Source organism: Providencia sp. 2.29 (assembly GCF_015832305.1).
Taxonomy (GTDB): Bacteria; Pseudomonadota; Gammaproteobacteria; order Enterobacterales; family Enterobacteriaceae; genus Providencia; species Providencia stuartii.
The window spans coordinates 2,799,556-2,820,449 of record NZ_CP065420.1 but is presented as its reverse complement, the minus strand read 5'-3'; the positions used below and the strand labels follow the sequence as shown (position 1 = coordinate 2,820,449).

Sequence of the window (20,894 nt, the reverse complement as noted above, 5' to 3'; positions counted from 1 at the left end):
TATAGCTAATTATGATTCTTCGCGTAGTTTTTCTAGTGTGAGTGATATTTTATCTACGTTACTAAAAAAACGAGCTGGATATGCAGTAGGGTATTCTGCTTCAATGAAATGTTCTGTTACTGATAAAATACGCTCTAGTTCATCATGAATTCGATTTACATTGACAGTCATAATTTCCCTTGCAGTTTTAAGTCTTGGTGTATTATCAAGGATATACCCAGCAAATACGCGATTGGCATGAGTAAGAATCCCATAGCGTTTTTTATCTTCTTGTCGGTTAGTTGAGACTAGCATTTCTTTGATTTTGTTATCAATAACTCGGTGGTGTAAAACCGCATTAATGAGAGAGACCCCACTAACTGAAGAGTTAAATAATGCTTTGTATGCAGGTCCTTCAAGATTATCGAAAAACTTACCTCGTTGGACTTTTAATAGTGATAAGGTGGATGACCTGCAACTTAAGCACGCTAAAGCATCTAGCGCTTCATCAATATCAATGTGTTTTTCCCCTAATTCATCGGTAGACACATCGCTTCTGAGTAATTGGTATATGTATCCTTCGATAATTAATTCATCACGTAGACGCAGTTGCTGAGGATGCTGAGATGCAAAATCTCTTCCTAGAACTCGGTTTTGATGATTATTAGCTCTAGTTATTAAGTTTATAATATCTTCTGAAGCGCCTTGTGGAATTTGTATGAATCTAGCCTGAACTTTTATTTTTGTTAATGTATCCTCATCGACAGTATCTAGTGAACCTATACTACTCACTGTTTGAGCACCATTAATGACGCTCACGTCTCTAAAATTAAAACGTCCGACATCTCGCTGATTTGTTTTATTCCGCCTATGTGGCTCAATGGAGCGAACTAAAACTGTAATGCCATTATTATAAAACCAAAAATTATCAGGGTCATTTTGCGCGGTTTCTTTTATCGCTTCATTAACTTCTGTTTTGCCAAGTAAGTTACGAATATTTTTTGTAAACAATTTTGAGGAGTGTAGCTTCCACCATTCGGATAGCTGATCACCACTAATTATACCAAAGAATGCAGTATATGGTGTTTCTATTTTCCCATATTGCTCTAATTCAACATCGTCTAAATCAACGGCTGCTGATGATTGTGCATGTCTCCATTGAGTAATATCTTCAGAGGAAACTAAGTGAACTTGAAAAGGTAATTCGTTATTTGGTAATTCGCTAGTTAAAGATGCAGATTCATTTAGTTCATTCTGCCATTGTTGCATGTCCGACAGAATTATATTTGCCGCTCCACGCTTTCCTGTATGAGCCATAACAAATAGGAATTTATAATCAATTGAACTAAGTGCTTTGCTAATATCTTCTCTCTTACTTTGTAATATAGTATCAAAACGTTCATATTCTTCTTCGATTAGATGATCACACGCCTGTTTAAATACAAGAAAGTCTGCGTTTGTCCATGTTGAACTACCTGATTGGGAAAATTTTGATTGTACGACAACAACAGTTTTTTCAGTGTGATTTACATGAATAGCATCAATTCCGCCATCGTGAGAGCTATCACATACCGATGCCCCTGAAATATAATCATCAACTTGGCTTAAATGGTGTATTACAAAAGCAGCAATAGCTCTACTTGCCATTTTTATTTCATAGTCAGATTGCCCAATAGAACATTCACGTTTATGAATATGTTCTTCAAACCGCTCACGTAAAGTAACACCAAGTCTGATTGCTGTTAAGTTGGCAGTTGCCATAGCCGGAGTTGCATTATCTTCTTGTGTTAATTCTGTTACAAAGGCCATAAAAATTCCATTAAGTCATACTGAGAATATATTTAGTACTGATTTTATTTTTCAAAAAGAAAAATTAAAATCGCCGTTTATTGAGAATAAAATTAATATATTGAGATAATTTGTCAATCGTAAAAATAAATATTCTAAATTAGATTATTGCCTTATGGTTCATTATTATATTTTTCTTTAATGCGCACCAGTGCTTCGATGCAACGCTCCCTATTCCGCTGTAAATCAGCTTCTTTTTTCATTTTTACCGCTTGAATTCGTTTTTTTATGACTAATTCAGACTCAATAACCCGCACTTGTCTACCGTCAAACCTGAAAATACGGTCATCATCTTTGATGGCCATACCTTTAATAAACATGTTGGCCATGGTTTCAGTTGGCAGATCAAAGCCTGTTTTCTGCATAAAACTGCAAATTTCTGGCCTTAATTCGCTTTCCTCTTCATTTAATTCAATTCGTGATACTTGCCGCTGCTGTCTACCCTGTGAAATTTCGCTTCCTGCCGCGTTCTGAGCGTCTGTTTCAATAAACGCAAAACCGTATTCCTCTATGTTGCATACTTCACCAGAGCAGTGCTCTGGCTCGTAAAATTGCACATCTGATAGATTTGATGTGATCCGCGATCTACAGTTATTGACAGGACTCCGAGGCGCGCCGATGGCGCTTTTTAAAAGACCATCGTTCGCAGCATCGGTGTTTTTCTTCACAATCTTGTATTGCCTTTCACGCGTTTTGAGTGTTGGTTTGCCGGTTGCGAGCTGGTTATAAATACCTACCACTTTCTGCACCTCTTCGCCGTATGTGTTTACATCACTGACTTCACGTGCAACTCGTATCGTTTCTTCTTTACGACGAATACATGGCCCACCTTGCGACATCACATATTCAAAGAAATCGCCACCATCGGCAGCGGCGCGAACACGCTCCGCAACATCACCGAGTTGATCAGCAATCGAAACGCCTCGCGGAAGCCGACGGCATTCACGATAAGCACCTTTTGAGGGAAGTTTGTAAAAATGAAATTGAGGAATGCGCCAAGTAGAAGCCCAAGCAGTAACCGCTGCCGCCATGCTTTTTAAATCTTTGCCTGTTTCGTTGTCTATCTCGCCATCAAGCGCATAACCATCAATATTTTTAGCGATATACTTTGCAATGTAACCCACAGCACCGCCGCGATTCATGTGCTTACATTCGAAACGGTACTTATGTGCGCCGGCCTCGTCACCATCTTCTTTTAAAGCGCGTTTACGCATAATCTCAATGGCTTTTGCACGGCTGGCTTTATCAACAAATAACAGCATATGCCAGTGAGGCGTGCCGTCATGATGCGGCTCAACAACCCGAACACCATAAACATTAATGTTATTGTCATTAAATGCAGAACGAATACGCGACCAGACTTTGACTAAGTACTGTTGTCCGTCTTTTGGTGTGTAGGCCTCATTTTTCCATTTACCATTAAGCGCAGCGATCACGTCTTTCTTACGCTTACGCAGTTTTGTTGGATGATATTTAGAAGGGCAGGTCCTGGTAATAAACATACCGATATCGCCACGTTCTTTCGCTACACGTTCAATGCCGGCCATTTGCGCCATTAATTCCATGCGACGAATTTCAGGGTTTGAAACACTTGCCATCACTTTATCGAACAGATCAAACCGCTCACCCGTTTCAACGTCTTCAATATCCATGCCTTGTAAATACTGCATATTAGATAAACGTTGCGCTTGCACAGCTCGAATGGCTTGTTTACTGGCGTAGGGGTTGCGATTCTGGCAAACATCCATATTTGCGATCATCAAGGCTTCAAGCCATTGGGTACGATGGGCTTTTAATTTGCGATACCAATAATCTGTATTGGTTAGGCGCTGAACGGCGGCAATAACTTTGCGAGCATCTAATGACGTGACAGCGGGACAATCAAAAATCTATTTTTATGAGTGGGCTTTTTAATCAGCGAAGAAGATAAACACGATGGCTAAACCAGATTGGGGGACTTTAGCCGGTGCATCTTGCCAGTTATTTGTGGGGGGAAGGAGGGGAAGTTTGGCGTTGAGGCAATCACTCGCTATTAAGGTGATGCGCTTAAAATGGCCACACAACATTTAGGGATGGTGAAAACCCGAACTGAATTAACCAGCAAAGGCGGCGAACCTATCAAAACCGAAGTTGCAAACATGATTTCACAAGAAGTTGCCGACGCTTATAAAAAACTAATGGGTTAATTACTGGAAATAGCCGTTTGAGCGAAAAAATAGGTTATGCAAAATTACACCTATTTTACGTACGTTTTATTCATTGAGAATTTATGCATTTTTAAGGAGTAATTTAGATAAATGGTGCTTATCTGCAGAAACTAAATTGAACCTGTTTTCCGTAGGGGTAAGCACCATTATTTTAAATAAAAATGTGTTAGTCACATTTAAGTGGGGGGCAGGATGCCCCTTAGGGGGTGTCGTTTAAAAGAAACAATAAAAGCATTGCCACGGCGTTATTAATCATATGCAAAATAATTGGTGCCATAAGCGAATTAGTCTGAATTCTGACATGGCAAAAAATAACGGACATCACAAAAATCATAATAAATGTGGCAGGTGAATTATATTGATGGTGTATCATTGCAAATAGTACAGAGGTGATAATAATCATCACATGCTTGCCATTTGGGCCGTAGCCCATTCCGGCATTCAGTAAAAAGCCTCTGAAAATAATTTCTTCAATAATTGGCGCTGCGAAAACGACTGACACGACCAGAATAAACTGATGCAATGGTGATAGGGCGAGCATCTCAAGTATCGATGTTTCATCTTCTCCGTAAAACATAGTTGCAACAGATAATATGACCATTGCTATTATTGGAAGCCTGAGATCTGAAAATCGTACTGTGCCGAAAGGCATTAGCCCGGTTTGTTTCTGGTAATATGCTCGAGAGAACAGGGAATAAGGTAAGATAAATAGAATCGTAAATAGGGGCCAAGCGGCTAAGGCATCGTTATAGGTGGTTATTCCAGGAAATGCCAGTAAGGCATACTGAATTAAGTACCAACCTACAAAAAAACTGACGCAGACCAAGCTGTGTAGAACTCTGTCCATAGATATCATTATTATCCACATTGTTTTGTTGTTTATAAACATTGATTTTAATGTATTACCAATAAAAAACCAAAAAATATTGGTTTTGTTTCATTTGCCATTGTCGAAGCGCTTAAGTGGATTATATTAAATAGCCCCTAAATGTAAGGAATTGACTAAGCCAACTCCTTCCCATTTGATTTAAAAATACTGAGCTATTTCCTGCATTAAGAGCATGTGACAAAGACAATCCAGCCCAATTTATCATTGATTAGGGGATGATTAACGACCCACGTAATCCTGAGTGTGGCTTACCCTCGTATATTCCATTTACTGCTCTTTCCTTGGCAGGAAGAATGGACTAAACGGTTTATCAGTAACGCACTAACAAAATATCGTCGTCTGTAATGAGGCGGCGCTAATCTCCCAGAGCGAGAATGATACGTATGATAATGTAAAACAATGCTATTAGCTTAATGAAACTTAATTTTAACTCTTATCTGGAGTAATAGCTATCATATATCTAGATATGGTGTATAGCTCGTAGGCTTACAATGATGCTGATGTGGGGCACGCACTGCAAAAGTAAATATACCTGCTCGTAATAAAAGTAAAATCGCAATACCAAAGCCAGCCACGAGCAAAAAATCACACTCAGGATGAGTAAATTAAAAATGCATTTGACCTTGGTTTTGCTTGCCACGAAAAAACCATGGAAAATTAGCTAAGGTAAAGTGAGTGCTGAATATCACAGGGAAATTTGTTGCAGGAATTACTTATCTGCCAGTTGATGACTTAAAAAGTATCAACAGCGTATTGATAGTGCTGCAAACTCTTAATGAGCCAATAGAAGTAGAAGTATTGAACTTCAATGATCTTAGTTTATCCCAATCAAGTTCAAGTCATGTGAACTATTACCAGCAAACAGATGATATGTTTGTTCTTGTTTCATCTTTAATTAAAAGCTGGATAAGAAACCACCCGGTTGCTAATGCGAATAAATGAACCGCTATGATGGCGAGTTGTGTTTATCTACTGCTTAACGGTTATGAGTTAACTACCCCAAAGAATGAGGTCATAGAGATGGCTAATGGAATGGCGACCAAAGAATATTCGCTTATTGAGTGAGATGGTTGGTTAAGTTTCTGATTTAGGCCTTTTGACTTAAGACAATTGTGTGAGTAAACGGAGACAGCAGCCATCTCAATCATCAAGATAAAGATAGACTAGTTCACTGTGGCGATTTTCCTATGTATAAAAAAGTCGAAGGTGTTATCACCTCAGCTATAGATAATACCATCATCGACCAACCTGCTCATTTCGCTAACAAAATTATTGGTTATTCAGATAGCACATGATTTTAAGGTCGCAGAATTATGTAAGACAGAAGTGTTTATTTGAATAGCAAATAAGTGATACTGATTAGAAAGGGAAGGTATCCAGTATTGAAAAGATATAAAGAATAATGTTAACAAGAGATATATCACTAAAATATATACGATTATATCAAAAATCTTTCCCGTGTGCTGATTGCGTTCAAATATAACAATATAAATCTTATTTAAGTCTGAATAGGATTTATATTAACTAGCCATACGGGAACAGCAATAGTTAAAATAACAAGTCAACAAAAAGCAACATCGCTACACATATGCAGATATAAAGAAAAGGGGGATGCCATCATCTTGAGCAAAGGAGGGTGCAACCGATACTGCATGCCCCTCTTTCTTTAATGACGCTAACTAACAATGTTCACCAAATAAATACATTGTGTGATATTTTAATTGACTTGAGAGTCTTCTTGCTCAGCGAATGCTTGTAATTCCCTGATATATCTATGCCATTGCCTTCCCTTTATTTCTTGAGCGTATTCACGAATAGGGAGGGTTAGGTCATGAGTGATAGAGTGGTCGATTCGAGAAATTTCAAATATAACAACCATCTCTCCATTAACTAAGTAGGTATAAATATTTTCACCTTGTTCAATCATCTCATAAATACAAAATACTGATTTTAATTCGGTAGGATGAATCACTTGCCTTAAGTAAGGGACTATCACCTCATTTTGTTTTATCATAAATTTCTGCATATAGTCTTGAGTGGTGTGTTTATTCTTCATTTATAAGCCTTTTAGCAATTCAGGGTTTAAATAACTATATATTTATAACCCGTCATAGTGAATGATCCCTAGCAACTGGCTCTCCAATTTTTGAGGACAAAACAGAAGATCAGGTCTCTGCCAGCAGTAGGCGTTCATAATGATCTATGGTTCGTTTAGCTCTTGAATTATTTCTGAAGAAAAGAACGATATTGACTCATGACTGTGTTTGGATAGTCGTTCAAAATGCGGTCACTTCATGACAAATCGTTTTTTGATGGATTCAAAATATTCAGTAAGATAATTGCCTATCTGTACACTGTATTTAGTGAAATTTCCTGCCAATGATTCTGTCTGTAAAGTAATTTATCACGCTACCAAGTCAGCCTCTAAACAGTGGCGTATGTCAATTTGAAGCCGAAGGCAGGCGATGCATCGCTTTATTATTGAGCTTAGTGACAGCATAGATGACTATCTTAAATGCAAGGCAAATACACAAAGGTATTTTAGGTGCGGATATAAATTTATCCGTAAATGCTTCCCTCTCAGCAATCGCTTCCTTTAACAACATAAATATTTATCATGGAAATAGCGGTTTATTTAATAAGGAATAAAAATGTTTAATGTTGCTATTATTATTTTTGATGAATTTACTGATATCGATTACTTTTTGATGCGTGATATTTTTGGTCGCTGCCGTGAGGATTGGAATGTTAGCGTGTTGGGCACTAAACCCTTTCACACATCTACTCTTGGGCAAAAGGTCGAAACCGATGGTCACGTCTCACTTGCAAATCAAGCTGATGTCGTTTTATTCAGCAGCGGTCAGCAAGGTGTGCCAAATGCACTTGCCGATGAAAGTTTTATGCAATCCTTTAAACTTAACAGTCAGCAACAAATCATTGGTTCTATTTGCGCAGGCTCCTTTATCTTACATAAGCTTGGATTATTGAATGACATTCAAGCAACGACACATCCCGATGCAAGAAATGCGTTTATTAATATGGGAGCAGACGTTGAAGATAAGCCTCTGGTTATTCGTGGTAATATCGGTACAGCAGGGGGGTGTTTATCCGCCTTATATTTAACGGGGTGGATAGCTGAAAAACTTTTTGATAGTGACAAACGTCGACAAATGCATCGTCAGATATTACCTGCAAACCAACACGAGTTATATGAACAAATTATTGTTAATGCAATTACAGAAGCCCAACACTAAATTACAATAAGTTTTATTGGTTTTTAAATGCGAAATGGATTGCGCAATAGTCTGAACCATCTGCTCAGCGGGTGGTTATGTTTTGTGCTATAGCATCGCTATTCTTATTAAATATGTCATTTTTTACCTTGAATATTGATGAAAAATCAAAAACAGAATTGTTCAGTTATAGATGAACAACGTCAGGGCTGATAGAAAAAAATGGTGCCGCGTGGTGAGTGTTTAATTATACATATTGCTCAATGAATGACCTTGATAAGGCTTATTTTAATATTATCGGGTGTATTACTGTTTTGATAGCATTATTATCAACCCCCTTTTATCACTGCGCATAGCTGATGATTAATATAACAATGTGCTACAGTGATTATTAGTATTTGAGTGATCCCTCAACTAACCAAAAACATCAAAATAAAGCCTCACCGAAGTGAGGCTTATGTATATGCGCTTTGCTAAAGAAACACTAAAGATCCTATACACGGTAAATGAATAAAGAATATTGCAGAAAGTACCAATATCAGGGTTAGCAATAAAAGGATTGAATGTCTAAAAAAGCTTACAGATTTTGGATTTTTCAGGAAAAATATTAATAAAAATGGGATGATAATTCCTAATATAGATACATAAGTTAGATACTTATCCAAATATTTAAACATAACTAACCCTATTTAAATTGGCTCTTTATATTGTCATTTCACGTACACAAATGGTCATTTATATCTGCCAGCTAGTAAGGCCGTCAGTGCCAATGACATTGTAGTGACAGCGGCTGCAAGGTAGCTTCCTTTAGAGCAGTGCGGCATAACGAGTTTTAAATTCCCAGTTATAGGCCACACCAGTCTTGCTCTTGCCATTATCCCAATTCACCGACCAAGTCATTAGGCCTTTAATCGACAAGTTTTTGGCATCAAGACGCGCAAAAGCATTATAGACAGCTTGTTTATCAATCACATAACCAGAGCCAGCAGCATCATTGTTGGCAGGCAAACCGATAACAAATTTAGAGGGTGGAATTTTTGTATAACCGCGGGTACCAGTAACTAGACTTTCAGTCAGGTAATACAAAAAGTCTTCTTTCATTGCGTCACTATTTTGGGAGAGCCAAGCACCTTTACCGCTCGTGGTTTCATCAACCCAAATACCATCGCCACCCTGATTATAATATTGCGGAGCAATAAAATCATAATATCCTTCGAGGGCATTGATATAATCTAGATAAGCACCGTTGATGCGTAAATATGGGAATTCTGGCGCCATACTGATAATAAAGTTTTTCCCTTCGGCGGCGTAATGTTCTTTTACTTTTTTCAATGCGGCAGGTAAAACTGTTTTATTATTAGCTGAACTAATGGCTGTTTGCTCTAAATCGATATCTAAGCCATCAAAGCCGTAGGTTTCCACCAAACGGATAATTTCATTAGTTAGCTTGTCTTCGTCGCCAGTTTTCAATTGGATATGCGCATCGGCACCACCTAGGGAAATGAGTACTGCGCGGCCTTGGCTGTTTAATACTCCGACTTGACGGCGGAACTCGGCATCCGACAGATTGTATGGCTTGAAGGTTGGAATACCTTCGCCTTTCATAAAGGCCACGGCCACCACGTTATATTCTTCAGGAATGTCTGTCAGATTCATATTGGCACATTGCCCCTGCTGATAGCCATCACTGGCACCCGCGGCCCAATTGTGCCAAAAACCCATCATAATTTTTTTATTAGAGATATCCGGCATGGCGGCTGCGTCATCTACGACTTGTGTATTGATAATGTTATCTGAGCTCATAGTAACCTCGTTATTTTAGGTAAGATTAATTCCACACGCGCCAATATTGGTGGGCGTAAAGATATAATGCGTTTTTTTAACGAGGGTAAGGTGAAACCTTTTCCTGCCAATAATAAATTAAATTCAAGCTGACTGGAAAATATAGGATGCTTTCAAAAAAGAATGTTTTGCTCTTAGATGTATAATTTTTCAGATTAGTGGAGGCGTATTTATAGCAATGGCTATCTTCAAATGACTCACTAAAGAGTAAATAAATTATGACAGTAATTGTTACATATTATTTATAGCTATTATTCCAATTTATATTGATGATATTTATTGTCAGTATCATGCCGCGGTTTTCACTTATGAAGCGAGTGACGATTAGCTTTGTGAAATAAATAAATGAACCATAATCTGATAATGTTGACAAATTAGCAGGGGTTCGCAAGAAGCTAGAAGCGACGTATCAAGTGAGCCGTGCAAGAAAATAAAATAGGTAATTCTGCTAGTATTATTGGTTGCAGCGGAATAGCTAGTGTTTATTTTATAAATGATAATGATTGTTTATAAGTGGAATATTATCTGCTTTGGTCTTTATTGTCTATTTTATGGAGGATGCCAAAGATATTACAACAAAATTCTAAAATTAGAGATTGCAGTGGTGAGTCGTAATAGAAAAATAGAGTATTTCGCTTTTAGTTAAAATGCTAGAATCATTCTACCGATGAAAATGCGATAGAGAATTTAGATGATTAGATTATTTCTATTTTTAATATTTGTGTTCCCTTCAATCACATACGCTGCAAGTTTTGATTGTGCTAAGGCTCAGAGTAATGTGGAAAAACTAATATGCAATACTCCTGAGCTATCTAAAGCAGATGATGAATTATATGTTGATTATCTGCAAGCAAAGTTAGTAACTGGAAATAGCGATGAATTTAAGAGGTTAGTTAAAAAGAATTGGGAATTGCGGGTTAAAAATTGCGATACAAAGTCGTGCTTGCTAGATTGGTATCATCGCTCAACGATTATTTATAGAAATATTGCTGCTAGCCAACCAGTAGATGAGCAAGATATATCTGAATTTAATTATTATTATAATTCGCCAGTAAAGTTAAGAGGCGTTATTAGATTAGAAAAACCAGATGGGTTCTTAACATTAAGAACAGATAATATAATTTCTGTCTCATCAAAAGAACCGGAAGATAGTGAGGGAGAGCCCACTGAATGGGGGATAGGTGCTTTGCATTTAGCACCAAGAAATTCAGATCAATTTAATCAGCTAAAAGAGATCCAAGGTAAAAAGGTAGATATCACTTGTGACCTATACCATGCAACCAATATTCATCACAAAACTCCGGTTCTTTGCAGTGTTGAACATTATGTTTTGGTTAAGTAATTGGCAGTATGGCATAAAACTGAAAACATAAAGTATCGTAGAAAAATGAAATAGGGCAACCTGCTATTCGTTTGTGATGAGTGACTGAAGGTACGATATTTTTATCTTTTTTTACCCTTTATTTTTTGCTCAAAAAATTTTCCTTTAAAAATAATAAGTTATATTATGTCGTAGAAATGAAGGTATTTTGCATAAAATCGTTGTAATTTATTGTTGCGCTAAGATTTTTTCCTGATAATTTATAGTGTACTGCCGCATAGGCAGCTTAGAAAGGCGCATTTTTTGCAGGGGCAATCGTTGTTTTGTGTACTGCCGCATAGGCAGCTTAGAAATGACAACCCTAGCAGACGGAGGGAATGTGTACGTGTACTGCCGCATAGGCAGCTTAGAAAAAACTTACCCTCTTTCACACCGGCAAATAAACGTGTACTGCCGCATAGGCAGCTTAGAAAATAAACATTTGTAGTTCTCCGCGCTTACCTGCGTGTACTGCCGCATAGGCAGCTTAGAAATTGGCGATATCGCACTCATGGATGATTTTTTGGTGTACTCCGGATGCAACTCCCGCTATCGCTGGCAACACCAGAGGAAATTGTAAAACCAAAACAAATAGTGAAAGTAAAACAAATTATGCGGGAACCATATATTTGACATAACCTAAAACAGCAAAGTTTATCGATTATATTCGTGAAGCATTACACCATCAACATGCAAAAAGGCATCTCTTAGTATTCCCAATGATTGAAACTCATTTAACTTATGATAATACGTCGACTCTACCTGTTCACGGGTAAGGCCTGTGAGGTAATCACTTTGTTGATTTGTTTCCCAATAAATCTCACCTTTTCCTTTTATGAAGTATCCTCTTAAAAATCCAGGCCATTTATCACGCATGTTAGATATCAACAGAGAGTGGCTATCAGGCTGTGTTGCTTGAAATTCATGAAAAAAATCACCTCTAAAGATAAAAATATTATTGCATTTAGTACATTGATAGATATCTCTTACATACTTGTATGCTACAGAAGCAAAATTATCTCTAGACTCCCCTTCTAGTTCATCAAGAAAATCATAGAAGTCTTGATCAGAGATGTAATAAGCCTTATAACTAAGATAATCTGTATTATCCCTAATTATATGACCGCAGCTACATTGAAACTTAGACATTTAATATTGACCTCATAATTCTGGATTTAGAATAAGATTATCGCCAATATTAATAATACATAATGTTAGATAAAAACATCATAAATATCTTAAAATTACCTAGAGTGATAAATATAACAGTATGCTAAATAAAAACACACTGAATTGACGTAAACACGGGCTTATAGGCTTACAAATCAAACTTGCTCATGGATATCTTATCAATTAATCTCTTTAGTAAATGGTCATTATTTTTTCCACACTGGGGATGGCTAATTTTTGAGGCGCTTAACCCATGATATTGGGTACGACTCATTGTATTTATTGCTTAGTCAAGTGAGATAATCTTTGATTAAAATACACTAGTATGAAAAGATTACCATTAATGTATTAGAGTAAGAGGAAATGCGTGTCAATGAAGGCAATATATTTATTACTGGGGTTGCTGTTTTCATCTTTTGCATTCTCAGCTGAAAACTCAGTGATGATCCTTGGCGATGATTATAGGCATACCTTAGTTAAGGAGCTAGAAGGGGCAACATTTGTAACTCATGGAAAGAATGACTCACTCATTCAGCAGGTTAAACAAGCATTTAATCAAGACAGTATTATTTTGGTTATTAACATGGCGGATGGACCAACTCAAAATCTTAGAGAATCCATCTTAATAGCAAGGCAATCAGGTCATAATTCTGTCCAAGTTTATTATCATGGTAAGCATTTACCAAAAGAGATGCTTAATGATGATGACTTTAAAAAGCTAATGACACTTGTTGTTAAGGAAGTTAACGAATTATTGGATCTGTATGAAATCCAAATAACAGGGGCTTATTATGATTGGGAAAGAGATTTTCCAGAAAAATTTCAGTTACAAAAAAATATTATGGCTAAATTTAGTCCAGAGCCTAACACGTTAATGACTGAAATACATAGTTATGCCTATGTGTTTACAAAGGAAGAAGCAAGTGATAATACTATCATCACTGATGGAACGGTATTGGCATTTGCTTGTCAGGATGTCATTGGTAATGCGACTGTTCGAAGCCAAGATCCCATAAAGAGAGGTGGGAATTATTCTCACATAGTATTGGAGTTAGAAAAGCCAACATTGATCCCTTTACATGCACGATGCTTAGGTACATTAAATAACACGTTAGCTATGGCTTTTATTACTGTATTAGAGAATGAGAAATAATGAAATATCATGATAGTTTTAAGGTATCCACTATCTCATTTTGTTTTAAATACCTGTTTATAGACAGATGTTTGAATGATGAATGGAGCTATTAACGAATACGCACTAAACTCCTGAATATATAATTGTATTCAATTTGTCAGGCTGTATGTTATGAAATATTTAGAGCGTTATCTGTATCATATCATCTATTGAATTTTATGATAAATATAACGGTATCATTATCAATTTAACTATTTAAATTTATCAATATATTAATGCTAAATAGAGTATATTGATTGAAATAAACGCCACTTATACAATTTAACGGAAAAATTCTTTTAGCGAAGAAGCTTTAAACCCTATTTAAATCCTTTACAGAACAGTATGTTTATTCTGTTTTATATAGAGTGCATATCAATCTCAGGTGCCTCAGCTAGAAACTATCCGAAGGTATTAGCAATGGGGCATCATTTCATTTGGTTTGCGGCAATTGAAAAAGTTATTGATGCTTTAGATAAATGATCGCTGATAAAAATTAGCAAACATGATATTTTCAGAATCACATTAAAATCAGATAGTTACAAAAAATATAACTATTGAAAATGAATTGACAATTTTCCGAGTGATTTAAGCGCGGTAATTGCGACCTCTTTATTAGGATCAAAGCAAAGCTCTATTAATCGGTTTAAGGTTTCTTCATTTTGAATTGCGTATTTGTAATCACCAAGGATGGATATCGCAGTGAGTTTAACTTCATTATTAGTTCCTTGTGTGAGCTGGATTAGTGTATTTAATATGATTTTTTGTCGTGAATGATTCATTTATTCATACCTAGCTAGGATATGTTAAGAAAAATCTGATTATAATCAGCCAAAATAGACATCATATTGTTATTTCTCCTTATTGCATTGTTCCTAGATGACAACTTTAATAAAAAGTATATGAGAAATTTGCATTTTATAAACAATAGCAACTAAATTTACTACGGATAGGCATCGGTATAATCACCATCTAATGTTAAAATCAGGGCGAAGTAGGTTTTTTATACATCCTATTAGTAAAATACATGATAGGAAAACTTAATAGATAGTTAAATTAACTGAGCTAAGAGGTATTTTCACTATTTGAGTATAGAGTGCTAATAAGAGCCCAAAATATGGGCTCTCATCTATAAACGTCATTCATGTGTTATTCTCAACAAATTGAATGTTAATTACTTAAATTCACATCGATAACTTGATAAAAAGCATTTTGGGTATTATCAACATCCCATGTTGCAAGAATAACATGGTAACCTTCATGATCAGCGGGCACATCACATATAAAGTTGATATCCACTTCGATCAATGGCATTGCTCCATGATCATCTCTTTGACAAAATGGCGTTAACTCAAAAGCTGAACGAGTTAATGGTGCTGATTGGTCCCAGCCATTTTTTGTAATAAAAAACCGCCAATTATCGGTTGCATGAGCCATAGTTAGATACCAAGTGAAGGTATTGAGACCCGTTTTCATATTGTCCACTCCCCCTAAAATAAGACAGCTATAATTAGAGTTTCTGCCCTAAAAATTGCAGAGGTCATGATGAAAAAAGCCCGTTTTACTGAAACTCAAATCGTTAATATTTTAAAGCTCGCTGATTCAGGGATGAAAGTGGAAGACATTTGTCGCCAAAATGGGATCAGTAACGCCACTTATTATAATTGGAAATCAAAATATGGTGGCATGGAAGCTAATGATGTTAAACGATTAAAAGAGCTTGAGGATGAAAATGCGAAACTGAAAAAGCTCTTTGCGGAAGTCAGCCTTGAAAATCAGGCGATGAAGGCGCTTTTTGCAAAAAAGGGTTGGTAGTGACTGAAAAGAAGTCCTGTGCACAATCATTAAAAGAGGCAGGTTTATCAGTCATTAAGGCTTGCAAACTAACTTCATTGCCCCGAGCTACTTTTTACCGTCAACCGTTAGATTGGCGTAAAAAAGACCAAGTGGTGATCGATGCCATACAATCTGTGTTAGCGAAATCACCACAATCAGGATTTTGGAAATGCTATTTTCGGCTGCGATTTCAAGGCTATTCTTTTAATCATAAACGAGTTTATCGCGTTTATTGTCGATTAGGATTGAACTTGAAACGACGGGTTAAAAAGGTGCTTCCGAAGCGTGAAAAAAGACCATTAGTGATAGAAAAAGTCCCGAATATTCAATGGGCTTTGGATTTTGTACACGACAGTTTGTACTGTGGTAAACGCTTCAGAACCTTGAATATTATTGATGAGGGGACACGTGAGTGCCTGGCAATTGAAGTTGATACGTCATTGCCTGCTGAACGAGTCATTAGAGTACTAGAACGTTTGAAAATCGATAGAGGATTGCCGAAACAAATTCGAGTGGATAATGGGCCTGAACTTATTTCAGCTAATCTATTGAATTATTGTAAAAATAATCGAATTGATTTATGCCATATTCAACCCGGTAAACCTCAACAAAACGGTTTTATCGAACGATTTAATGGTTCATTTCGCCGTGAATTTTTAAATGCCTATTTATTTGAATCATTAAGCCAAGTACGAGAGATGGTGTGGTTTTGGCAGCAAGATTACAATCTAAATCGAACCCACGAAAGTTTAAATAACCTCCCACCGGAGACATACCGTAAACAGTTAGAAATCTCTAATTTGAAGTGTCTTAATTAATGGGGAGTGGACAATATCAATTTTATGCCAACGGGTAGGTGTTTGCACATCAAGAGGACTGAAACGTTCTATACCACCTCCGCTAGCTATTAATCCATCAGGAGGCCCAGATTCTGGAAAGCCTTTTTGAGTTTCAATGCTCTGAGGTTCATATTCAGGCCCTAATCCACAATCATTGTTTAATGGTGTTTTTGGCTCCTTAAGATAGTCGTTAAAGCTACATAGATAAGCGCGACTTTCTGGCATCCTTATATAGCCATGGGCGCTCGCGTAGAATGAAAATAACGTTAATACAGTGCCTAATATACTTGGATATATTAATGGTATGATTAGATTTTTCATAATCACCTCGGACATAAAGATAAAGAATATTTACTGAACGATTATTGAATGATGTGTCAGAGAACTCATTCATCGTTTCAGTAATAATATTTTTATCATACTGACTTGCAGCAAAATTGAATAATTTAGTTCTTTATTTATTAAATTTTGCGTCATCTTTGCTGATTAATCATCTAATTAGTTAAATCTAAGTATTATTTAATGAGATTTAAGGGTATGAGAAGTTGAAATAGGGTAGAGTGGTATTATCCTAACCCTCCAAAGGAAAAGAGGGTTAGAACCAATAGCATTATTCAATCAGCATTAGGGGCCTTCGCCGCCTGAATCAATCCCTCCCATTCCTGGTGTATAAGTTATGCAATCTGGTTTGCCTGTAACAGGATTTGGTTCAGGTGAGCACCAAGTAACAGTGTTAGTCGCGTAAGCCGATGAACAAAGAATTGAAATAATAAACAATAGTTTTTTCATGATTATTTCCTTCTATTTGATAATCATGACTACTTTATTTTAATTATGTAGGAGAAGTTCATATTCCATTACTTAATGTGATAGGTGTCTCTTAAATCATCTTTTATTTAAGTGATTGATTTAATGTTCCTAAAAATAAGAGGTGATATTTTACTATATGGGTAATTTATAGGTTAAGGTTGTTATGGCGTAATCATTAAAATATTTTATTGATTATGGTGTAACTGATATTGTGTATAACGTGATGTGTTAGTATGGAGAGATAAAGGTATTTAAATGATTCAAATAATTAACAATAAATTAGGCGAACCTACTAAAAGGTTCGCCATTCAATCATTATTTAATACTGTCATCTAATAATTCATTGAAATAAATGATTTTTTGGTCAAAATCAATAGCTATATTTTGATCTTTACACTCATTATTAGATATCATTTTACAGGAAGATTGTATGTTTTTTTCATGGATGCCTAACCATTCAGCTAATAAATGAAATAAATTCAGTTCACTCCTTTGCGCTGATATTATCTCTCTCGTATTTGAATCTGAAGAAGTAATAAAAAGAGGCGTTTCAAAATTTTGACGATGTTTATCACCATGGATTAGATCTTGTTGATTATCAATAAAAGAAAGCCCATGATCTGAAAAATATAACATAGACCATGAGTTTTTAGACTTTGATAATATGCCATGTAATAGAGATAACTGTAAATCAGTATTTTTTATACTTTGAACATAGCAAGATAAGTCTTTGCTTTTATAAAATTTATCATACTTATTTGAGATCCTTTTACAAAATGGAGAGTGGCTACCAATTAAATGAACAACAATCAGTTTTTTCTTTGCAGGATTGTCGATGGACTCAATAAACTTGGGAATAATAGGGCCATCTTCTGTTAGTGGGTATACAAAGCTGTTTCTATATTTACTTTTAGTGTGAGCAGTCGCACATTTGCAAAATTAACCATGATGTTGCTAATAAGGGAAGTAGATACACCAGTATAGATTTATTATGTACTGAGTTATGATTATGGTGTCATTTTTGACGTAACTTAGGGGTAATAATATGTTAAAAGTAATTGCAGAAGATTTTATCCAGCTTGAGGCTATAAATATCGTACTCCCACTTTACCGTGAATTAGTTGAAGCGACTAAGCGTGAGCCTCTCTGTATTGCTTATGATTTATATGTTGACCAAAAAGATAGGGGGCATTTTATTTTTATCGAAGAGTGGCCTGATCAAGCAGCCTTAGATGCACATTGTAAGAGCGAACATTTTCAACGCCTTGTTCCCATGATTAATCAATATCAGCGAAAAGAGCCTTCTTTTATATTTATGGATGACGCTCTAGCTAAAATATAAACACTATAGAATTTCTTTTCGATAAAAATCATTAGGGTAACTCTATTTTAATGCCATTAGTGTATAGCTGATGGTTATTTTATTTTTAATGGTGATGCAGAAAGGACTAGGGGATAATTGGTCAATAGGTATGTTTAACTTTACTTATTTGGTTAACCGGGATTTTATTTTCTCTAAAAGGTAAAAAGCGACTTTCAGCTTAACTAATGATTTTATAGGGCCATCAAACTATCTGTTAGGTGTGTGTGAAATATTTATTTTAATAGTATTTAATGTATAAAAGGTTGGGTTAATTTTTTCGTCTAATCAGCAAGTGATTTTCCTTGTTTTTACCCTTTAAATTTTTAAAGTTTTTATATCCTTTTAAAACAATAGGTTATGTTACCTGATAAAAAAGAAGGTATTTAAGGGGAAATTGTTATAATTTACTGTTGCATAAAGTTTTTTTACTGATAATTTATAGTTCACTGCCGTATAGGCAGCTTAGAAACAATCATTTGAGCTGATTGCGCACCGCAATTAGTTCACTGCCGTATAGGCAGCTTAGAAAGCCATTACCCTCTCTGACTTCGATAGCAAGTTGTTCACTGCCGTATAGGCAGCTTAGAAATGTGTGAGGTTGATTTACTGGTGCTTGATGACGTTCACTGCCGTATAGGCAGCTTAAAAATACGTTTTAATATAACTTAAAATTTCTACCTTATCCTTTCTAGCACACCCTCAATAAGATTTAGTGATTTTCACTTATCATGCAGAATAAAAGACTGTTAGCCTTGATGCGAAGTCAGAATAAGGCTTATGATATTTTGTACATGGAGGTTATTATAGGAATATTACCTATGGTGAGGAGGGGTGTTGATGTGTATTTTGAAAATACCAGCTCGGTGGAGGTATTTATATGAATAAGCTTTTTCGAATGTGCAACCTATTGCTATTAACTGCAAGCTTCTCAATGGTCTCTTTATCTTCCTATGCAGATCCCAATGGCGGTCATGGTCATGGGCAAGGAAAAGAGCATCAAAAAAATAAGCCTAACAAAGGTCATAATGGTAACGGAAAAGAAAAAGCAGATCATTTATCCTTAAATAAGAGTAATTCAATATCAGTATCATTAACTTACAATGAAGCAAGAGCACTCGCTTTAGACAGTGGTATTACAGGCTATCACGCGTTACCACCCGGTATTGCCAAAAACTTAGCTAGGGGGAAACCATTGCCGCCAGGGATAGCTAAAAAGGTTGTTCCACCTTCTATGCTTGTACAATTACCTCATTATCCAGGCTATGAATGGAGTATTGTTGGTAATGACTTAGTACTTATTGCATTAAGTACAGCGGTAGTCACTTCGATTATTAATAATGTATTTGACTGATCTTAGTAATGTGTATTGAAGCCATTAAGTAATATATACCTGTTAAATTGAAAAAGACCGTTCATTTGATAAACGTTATCCCATTAGCCCTCAATTTTTTGAGGGCTATGCAATCAAAGGGATTATTATTTCGTTTTATTCTTTTCTAACCATTTTTGCATTTGCTCTATTTCTGGACCTTGGGCGTTAATAATCTCTTCTGCAAGCTTTCTCATTTCAGGGTCGGTGCCATATTTTAATTCAATTTTTGCCATATCAATTGCCCCTAGGTGATGAGCGATCATACCTTGCGCAAATGCAATATCTGCATTCTCTTCATTCATACTTTTGGCCATATCTGCATGCATTTTATCCATAGATTGGTTTAACTCTTTTTGCATTTCGTTGCTGGCAGGAGCTTGAGCATGCATAGAATGATTTGAATTAGCAAAAGAACTAAAGGAGGCGATGCTAATGGTTAAAATTGCAGCGATAGGAAGCATTTTTTTCATGATAAATACCTTATTAAAAGGGGATTAAGTTAGGTTGACGATAAAGCTTCCCCTAAGGTTAAGGTCAATGGGGTAATAACAGATTTAACTTATTTTACATATAAATTGATTTTTATACTTAACTCATTTAATTGAGAGAGACGCAGTGAGTCTAAAAATAGTGGTATGATAAAATGAAATAACGATTCTTTATAATAGTGATCTATATCAAAAATTTCGAATAAGCGCTTATCTGTTTTTTACTGGTTTATATAAATCGAATGGATAATTAGATGCGTGGTGTTATTGGTTTTATGTATTTTTCGCCATGTAAATATACTCTTTAATTATTTTTAAATATGGGGCTTATGTGGTAATTAATTGATTTTAAGGTTGAAGTTTTTTTAGGCTTTATTGTTAAAGTATATCTTTTTATTTAAATTTCATAAAATAAATTATCAATGTTAATGATAATGATTTCTATTTGAGAGTCTATTCTAGGTTGTTATATACTCTGATTTAA

17 protein-coding genes, 3 pseudogenes and 1 CRISPR repeat array are annotated in these 20,894 nt (G+C 35.8%); of the genes and pseudogenes, 8 read left to right on the top strand and 12 right to left on the bottom strand.

The features are described 5' to 3' along the window. Positions 1–9: 9 nt before the first annotated feature. Positions 10–1,788, bottom strand: a complete 1,779-nt coding sequence (locus I3B46_RS13030) for an AIPR family protein (protein WP_163762059.1) — start codon at positions 1,786–1,788, stop codon at positions 10–12. 152 nt (positions 1,789–1,940) lie between these two features. Then, positions 1,941–3,671, bottom strand: coding sequence for a replication endonuclease (locus tag I3B46_RS13025; RefSeq protein ID WP_404935920.1), 1,731 nt, complete (start codon positions 3,669–3,671; stop codon positions 1,941–1,943). Between the two features lie 207 nt (positions 3,672–3,878). Here I3B46_RS13025 and I3B46_RS22010 point away from each other — a divergent pair, with 207 nt between their 5' ends. Further along, entirely contained in the window at positions 3,879–4,013 is a 135-nt protein-coding gene (locus I3B46_RS22010) for a hypothetical protein (protein ID WP_004918846.1), read from the top strand. A gap of 220 nt (positions 4,014–4,233) precedes the next feature. Here I3B46_RS22010 and I3B46_RS13015 read toward each other — a convergent pair whose 3' ends face one another. Next, positions 4,234–4,890: a CPBP family intramembrane glutamic endopeptidase gene (locus I3B46_RS13015; RefSeq protein WP_060561331.1), complete on the bottom strand. Its 657-nt coding sequence runs from the start codon at positions 4,888–4,890 to the stop codon at positions 4,234–4,236. Between the two features lie 708 nt (positions 4,891–5,598). Here I3B46_RS13015 and I3B46_RS22700 point away from each other — a divergent pair. Continuing rightward, positions 5,599–5,865: a hypothetical protein gene (locus tag I3B46_RS22700; RefSeq protein WP_004918857.1), complete on the top strand. Its 267-nt coding sequence runs from the start codon at positions 5,599–5,601 to the stop codon at positions 5,863–5,865. A 775-nt stretch (positions 5,866–6,640) separates the two neighbouring features. Here I3B46_RS22700 and I3B46_RS13005 read toward each other — a convergent pair. Beyond that, positions 6,641–6,979: a hypothetical protein gene (locus tag I3B46_RS13005; RefSeq protein WP_163762058.1), complete on the bottom strand. Its 339-nt coding sequence runs from the start codon at positions 6,977–6,979 to the stop codon at positions 6,641–6,643. Positions 6,980–7,574: 595 nt separating this feature from the next. Here I3B46_RS13005 and I3B46_RS13000 point away from each other — a divergent pair. Continuing rightward, a complete protein-coding gene (locus I3B46_RS13000) occupies positions 7,575–8,177 on the top strand; it encodes a DJ-1/PfpI family protein (RefSeq protein ID WP_036943804.1) in 603 nt (200 codons plus the stop codon). Positions 8,178–8,966: 789 nt separating this feature from the next. On the opposite strand, the pseudogene I3B46_RS12995 reads toward I3B46_RS13000, so the two are convergent. Beyond that, positions 8,967–9,959, bottom strand: a pseudogene (locus I3B46_RS12995) (chitinase); the annotation flags it as partial. Positions 9,960–10,689: 730 nt separating this feature from the next. Between I3B46_RS12995 and I3B46_RS12990 the strand changes: the two are divergent. Next, on the top strand, positions 10,690–11,340 hold the full coding sequence (locus I3B46_RS12990) for a DUF4431 domain-containing protein (RefSeq protein ID WP_014658149.1): 651 nt from the start codon (positions 10,690–10,692) through the stop codon (positions 11,338–11,340). Between the two features lie 244 nt (positions 11,341–11,584). Next, positions 11,585–11,852: a CRISPR direct-repeat array (repeat unit 28 nt; unit sequence GTGTACTGCCGCATAGGCAGCTTAGAAA). Between the two features lie 160 nt (positions 11,853–12,012). Here the strand turns inward: I3B46_RS12990 and I3B46_RS12985 are convergent. Then, on the bottom strand, positions 12,013–12,507 hold the full coding sequence (locus I3B46_RS12985) for a hypothetical protein (RefSeq protein ID WP_004918885.1): 495 nt from the start codon (positions 12,505–12,507) through the stop codon (positions 12,013–12,015). A gap of 394 nt (positions 12,508–12,901) precedes the next feature. Here I3B46_RS12985 and I3B46_RS12980 point away from each other — a divergent pair, with 394 nt between their 5' ends. After that, entirely contained in the window at positions 12,902–13,681 is a 780-nt protein-coding gene (locus I3B46_RS12980) for an elongation factor Tu (RefSeq protein WP_053110723.1), read from the top strand. A 575-nt stretch (positions 13,682–14,256) separates the two neighbouring features. On the opposite strand, the gene I3B46_RS12975 is transcribed toward I3B46_RS12980, so the two are convergent. Next, positions 14,257–14,484, bottom strand: a complete 228-nt coding sequence (locus I3B46_RS12975; RefSeq protein ID WP_004918896.1) for a HEAT repeat domain-containing protein — start codon at positions 14,482–14,484, stop codon at positions 14,257–14,259. Positions 14,485–14,872: 388 nt separating this feature from the next. Beyond that, a pseudogene (locus I3B46_RS12970) lies at positions 14,873–15,181 on the bottom strand (lytic polysaccharide monooxygenase); the annotation flags it as partial. A gap of 66 nt (positions 15,182–15,247) precedes the next feature. Here I3B46_RS12970 and I3B46_RS12965 point away from each other — a divergent pair. Then, positions 15,248–16,356, top strand: a protein-coding gene (locus I3B46_RS12965) for an IS3 family transposase (protein ID WP_196992986.1) whose coding sequence is annotated in 2 segments (ribosomal slippage) — positions 15,248–15,500 and positions 15,500–16,356 — 1,110 coding nt in all. Because the reading frame shifts where the segments join, the coding sequence is not laid out codon by codon here. On the opposite strand, the gene I3B46_RS12960 is transcribed toward I3B46_RS12965, so the two are convergent. From I3B46_RS12960 to I3B46_RS12950, 3 genes and pseudogenes are all read right to left on the bottom strand, one after another. Beyond that, positions 16,324–16,698, bottom strand: coding sequence for a lytic polysaccharide monooxygenase (locus I3B46_RS12960; protein ID WP_231405854.1), 375 nt, complete (start codon positions 16,696–16,698; stop codon positions 16,324–16,326). The two genes, I3B46_RS12965 and I3B46_RS12960, sit on opposite strands and share 33 nt — an antisense overlap. 303 nt (positions 16,699–17,001) lie before the next feature. Then, a complete protein-coding gene (locus tag I3B46_RS12955; protein WP_004918906.1) occupies positions 17,002–17,166 on the bottom strand; it encodes a hypothetical protein in 165 nt (54 codons plus the stop codon). A 336-nt stretch (positions 17,167–17,502) separates the two neighbouring features. Further along, positions 17,503–18,081, bottom strand: a pseudogene (locus I3B46_RS12950) (sulfatase-like hydrolase/transferase); the annotation flags it as partial. 151 nt (positions 18,082–18,232) lie between these two features. Between I3B46_RS12950 and I3B46_RS12945 the strand changes: the two are divergent. Next, on the top strand, positions 18,233–18,529 hold the full coding sequence (locus I3B46_RS12945) for a putative quinol monooxygenase (protein ID WP_004918910.1): 297 nt from the start codon (positions 18,233–18,235) through the stop codon (positions 18,527–18,529). Between the two features lie 898 nt (positions 18,530–19,427). Beyond that, complete coding sequence (locus I3B46_RS12940) at positions 19,428–19,901, top strand: anti-virulence regulator CigR family protein (RefSeq protein ID WP_036943812.1); 474 nt, start codon at positions 19,428–19,430, stop codon at positions 19,899–19,901. 125 nt (positions 19,902–20,026) lie between these two features. Here the strand turns inward: I3B46_RS12940 and copM are convergent, their stop codons facing one another. Continuing rightward, positions 20,027–20,392 carry a CopM family metallochaperone gene (copM, locus tag I3B46_RS12935; protein ID WP_036943814.1) on the bottom strand — a complete coding sequence of 122 codons (366 nt, stop codon included), beginning with the start codon at positions 20,390–20,392 and terminating at the stop codon, positions 20,027–20,029. Positions 20,393–20,894: the final 502 nt, after the last annotated feature.

Bases quoted from the DNA above. Each gene is read 5' to 3' on its own strand.
- I3B46_RS13015 (WP_060561331.1), bottom strand. From the start codon at position 4,890: ATGATATCTATGGACAGAGTTCTACACAGCTTGGTCTGCGTCAGTTTT.
- I3B46_RS13030 (WP_163762059.1), bottom strand. From the start codon at position 1,788: ATGGCCTTTGTAACAGAATTAACACAAGAAGATAATGCAACTCCGGCT.
- I3B46_RS22010 (WP_004918846.1), top strand. From the start codon at position 3,879: ATGGCCACACAACATTTAGGGATGGTGAAAACCCGAACTGAATTAACC.
- I3B46_RS12960 (WP_231405854.1), bottom strand. From the start codon at position 16,698: ATGAAAAATCTAATCATACCATTAATATATCCAAGTATATTAGGCACT.
- I3B46_RS12945 (WP_004918910.1), top strand. From the start codon at position 18,233: ATGTTAAAAGTAATTGCAGAAGATTTTATCCAGCTTGAGGCTATAAAT.
- copM (WP_036943814.1), bottom strand. From the start codon at position 20,392: ATGAAAAAAATGCTTCCTATCGCTGCAATTTTAACCATTAGCATCGCC.
- I3B46_RS13005 (WP_163762058.1), bottom strand. From the start codon at position 6,979: ATGAAGAATAAACACACCACTCAAGACTATATGCAGAAATTTATGATA.
- I3B46_RS12940 (WP_036943812.1), top strand. From the start codon at position 19,428: ATGAATAAGCTTTTTCGAATGTGCAACCTATTGCTATTAACTGCAAGC.
- I3B46_RS12975 (WP_004918896.1), bottom strand. From the start codon at position 14,484: ATGAATCATTCACGACAAAAAATCATATTAAATACACTAATCCAGCTC.
- I3B46_RS13000 (WP_036943804.1), top strand. From the start codon at position 7,575: ATGTTTAATGTTGCTATTATTATTTTTGATGAATTTACTGATATCGAT.
- I3B46_RS12955 (WP_004918906.1), bottom strand. From the start codon at position 17,166: ATGAAAAAACTATTGTTTATTATTTCAATTCTTTGTTCATCGGCTTAC.
- I3B46_RS12980 (WP_053110723.1), top strand. From the start codon at position 12,902: ATGAAGGCAATATATTTATTACTGGGGTTGCTGTTTTCATCTTTTGCA.
- I3B46_RS12990 (WP_014658149.1), top strand. From the start codon at position 10,690: ATGATTAGATTATTTCTATTTTTAATATTTGTGTTCCCTTCAATCACA.
- I3B46_RS12985 (WP_004918885.1), bottom strand. From the start codon at position 12,507: ATGTCTAAGTTTCAATGTAGCTGCGGTCATATAATTAGGGATAATACA.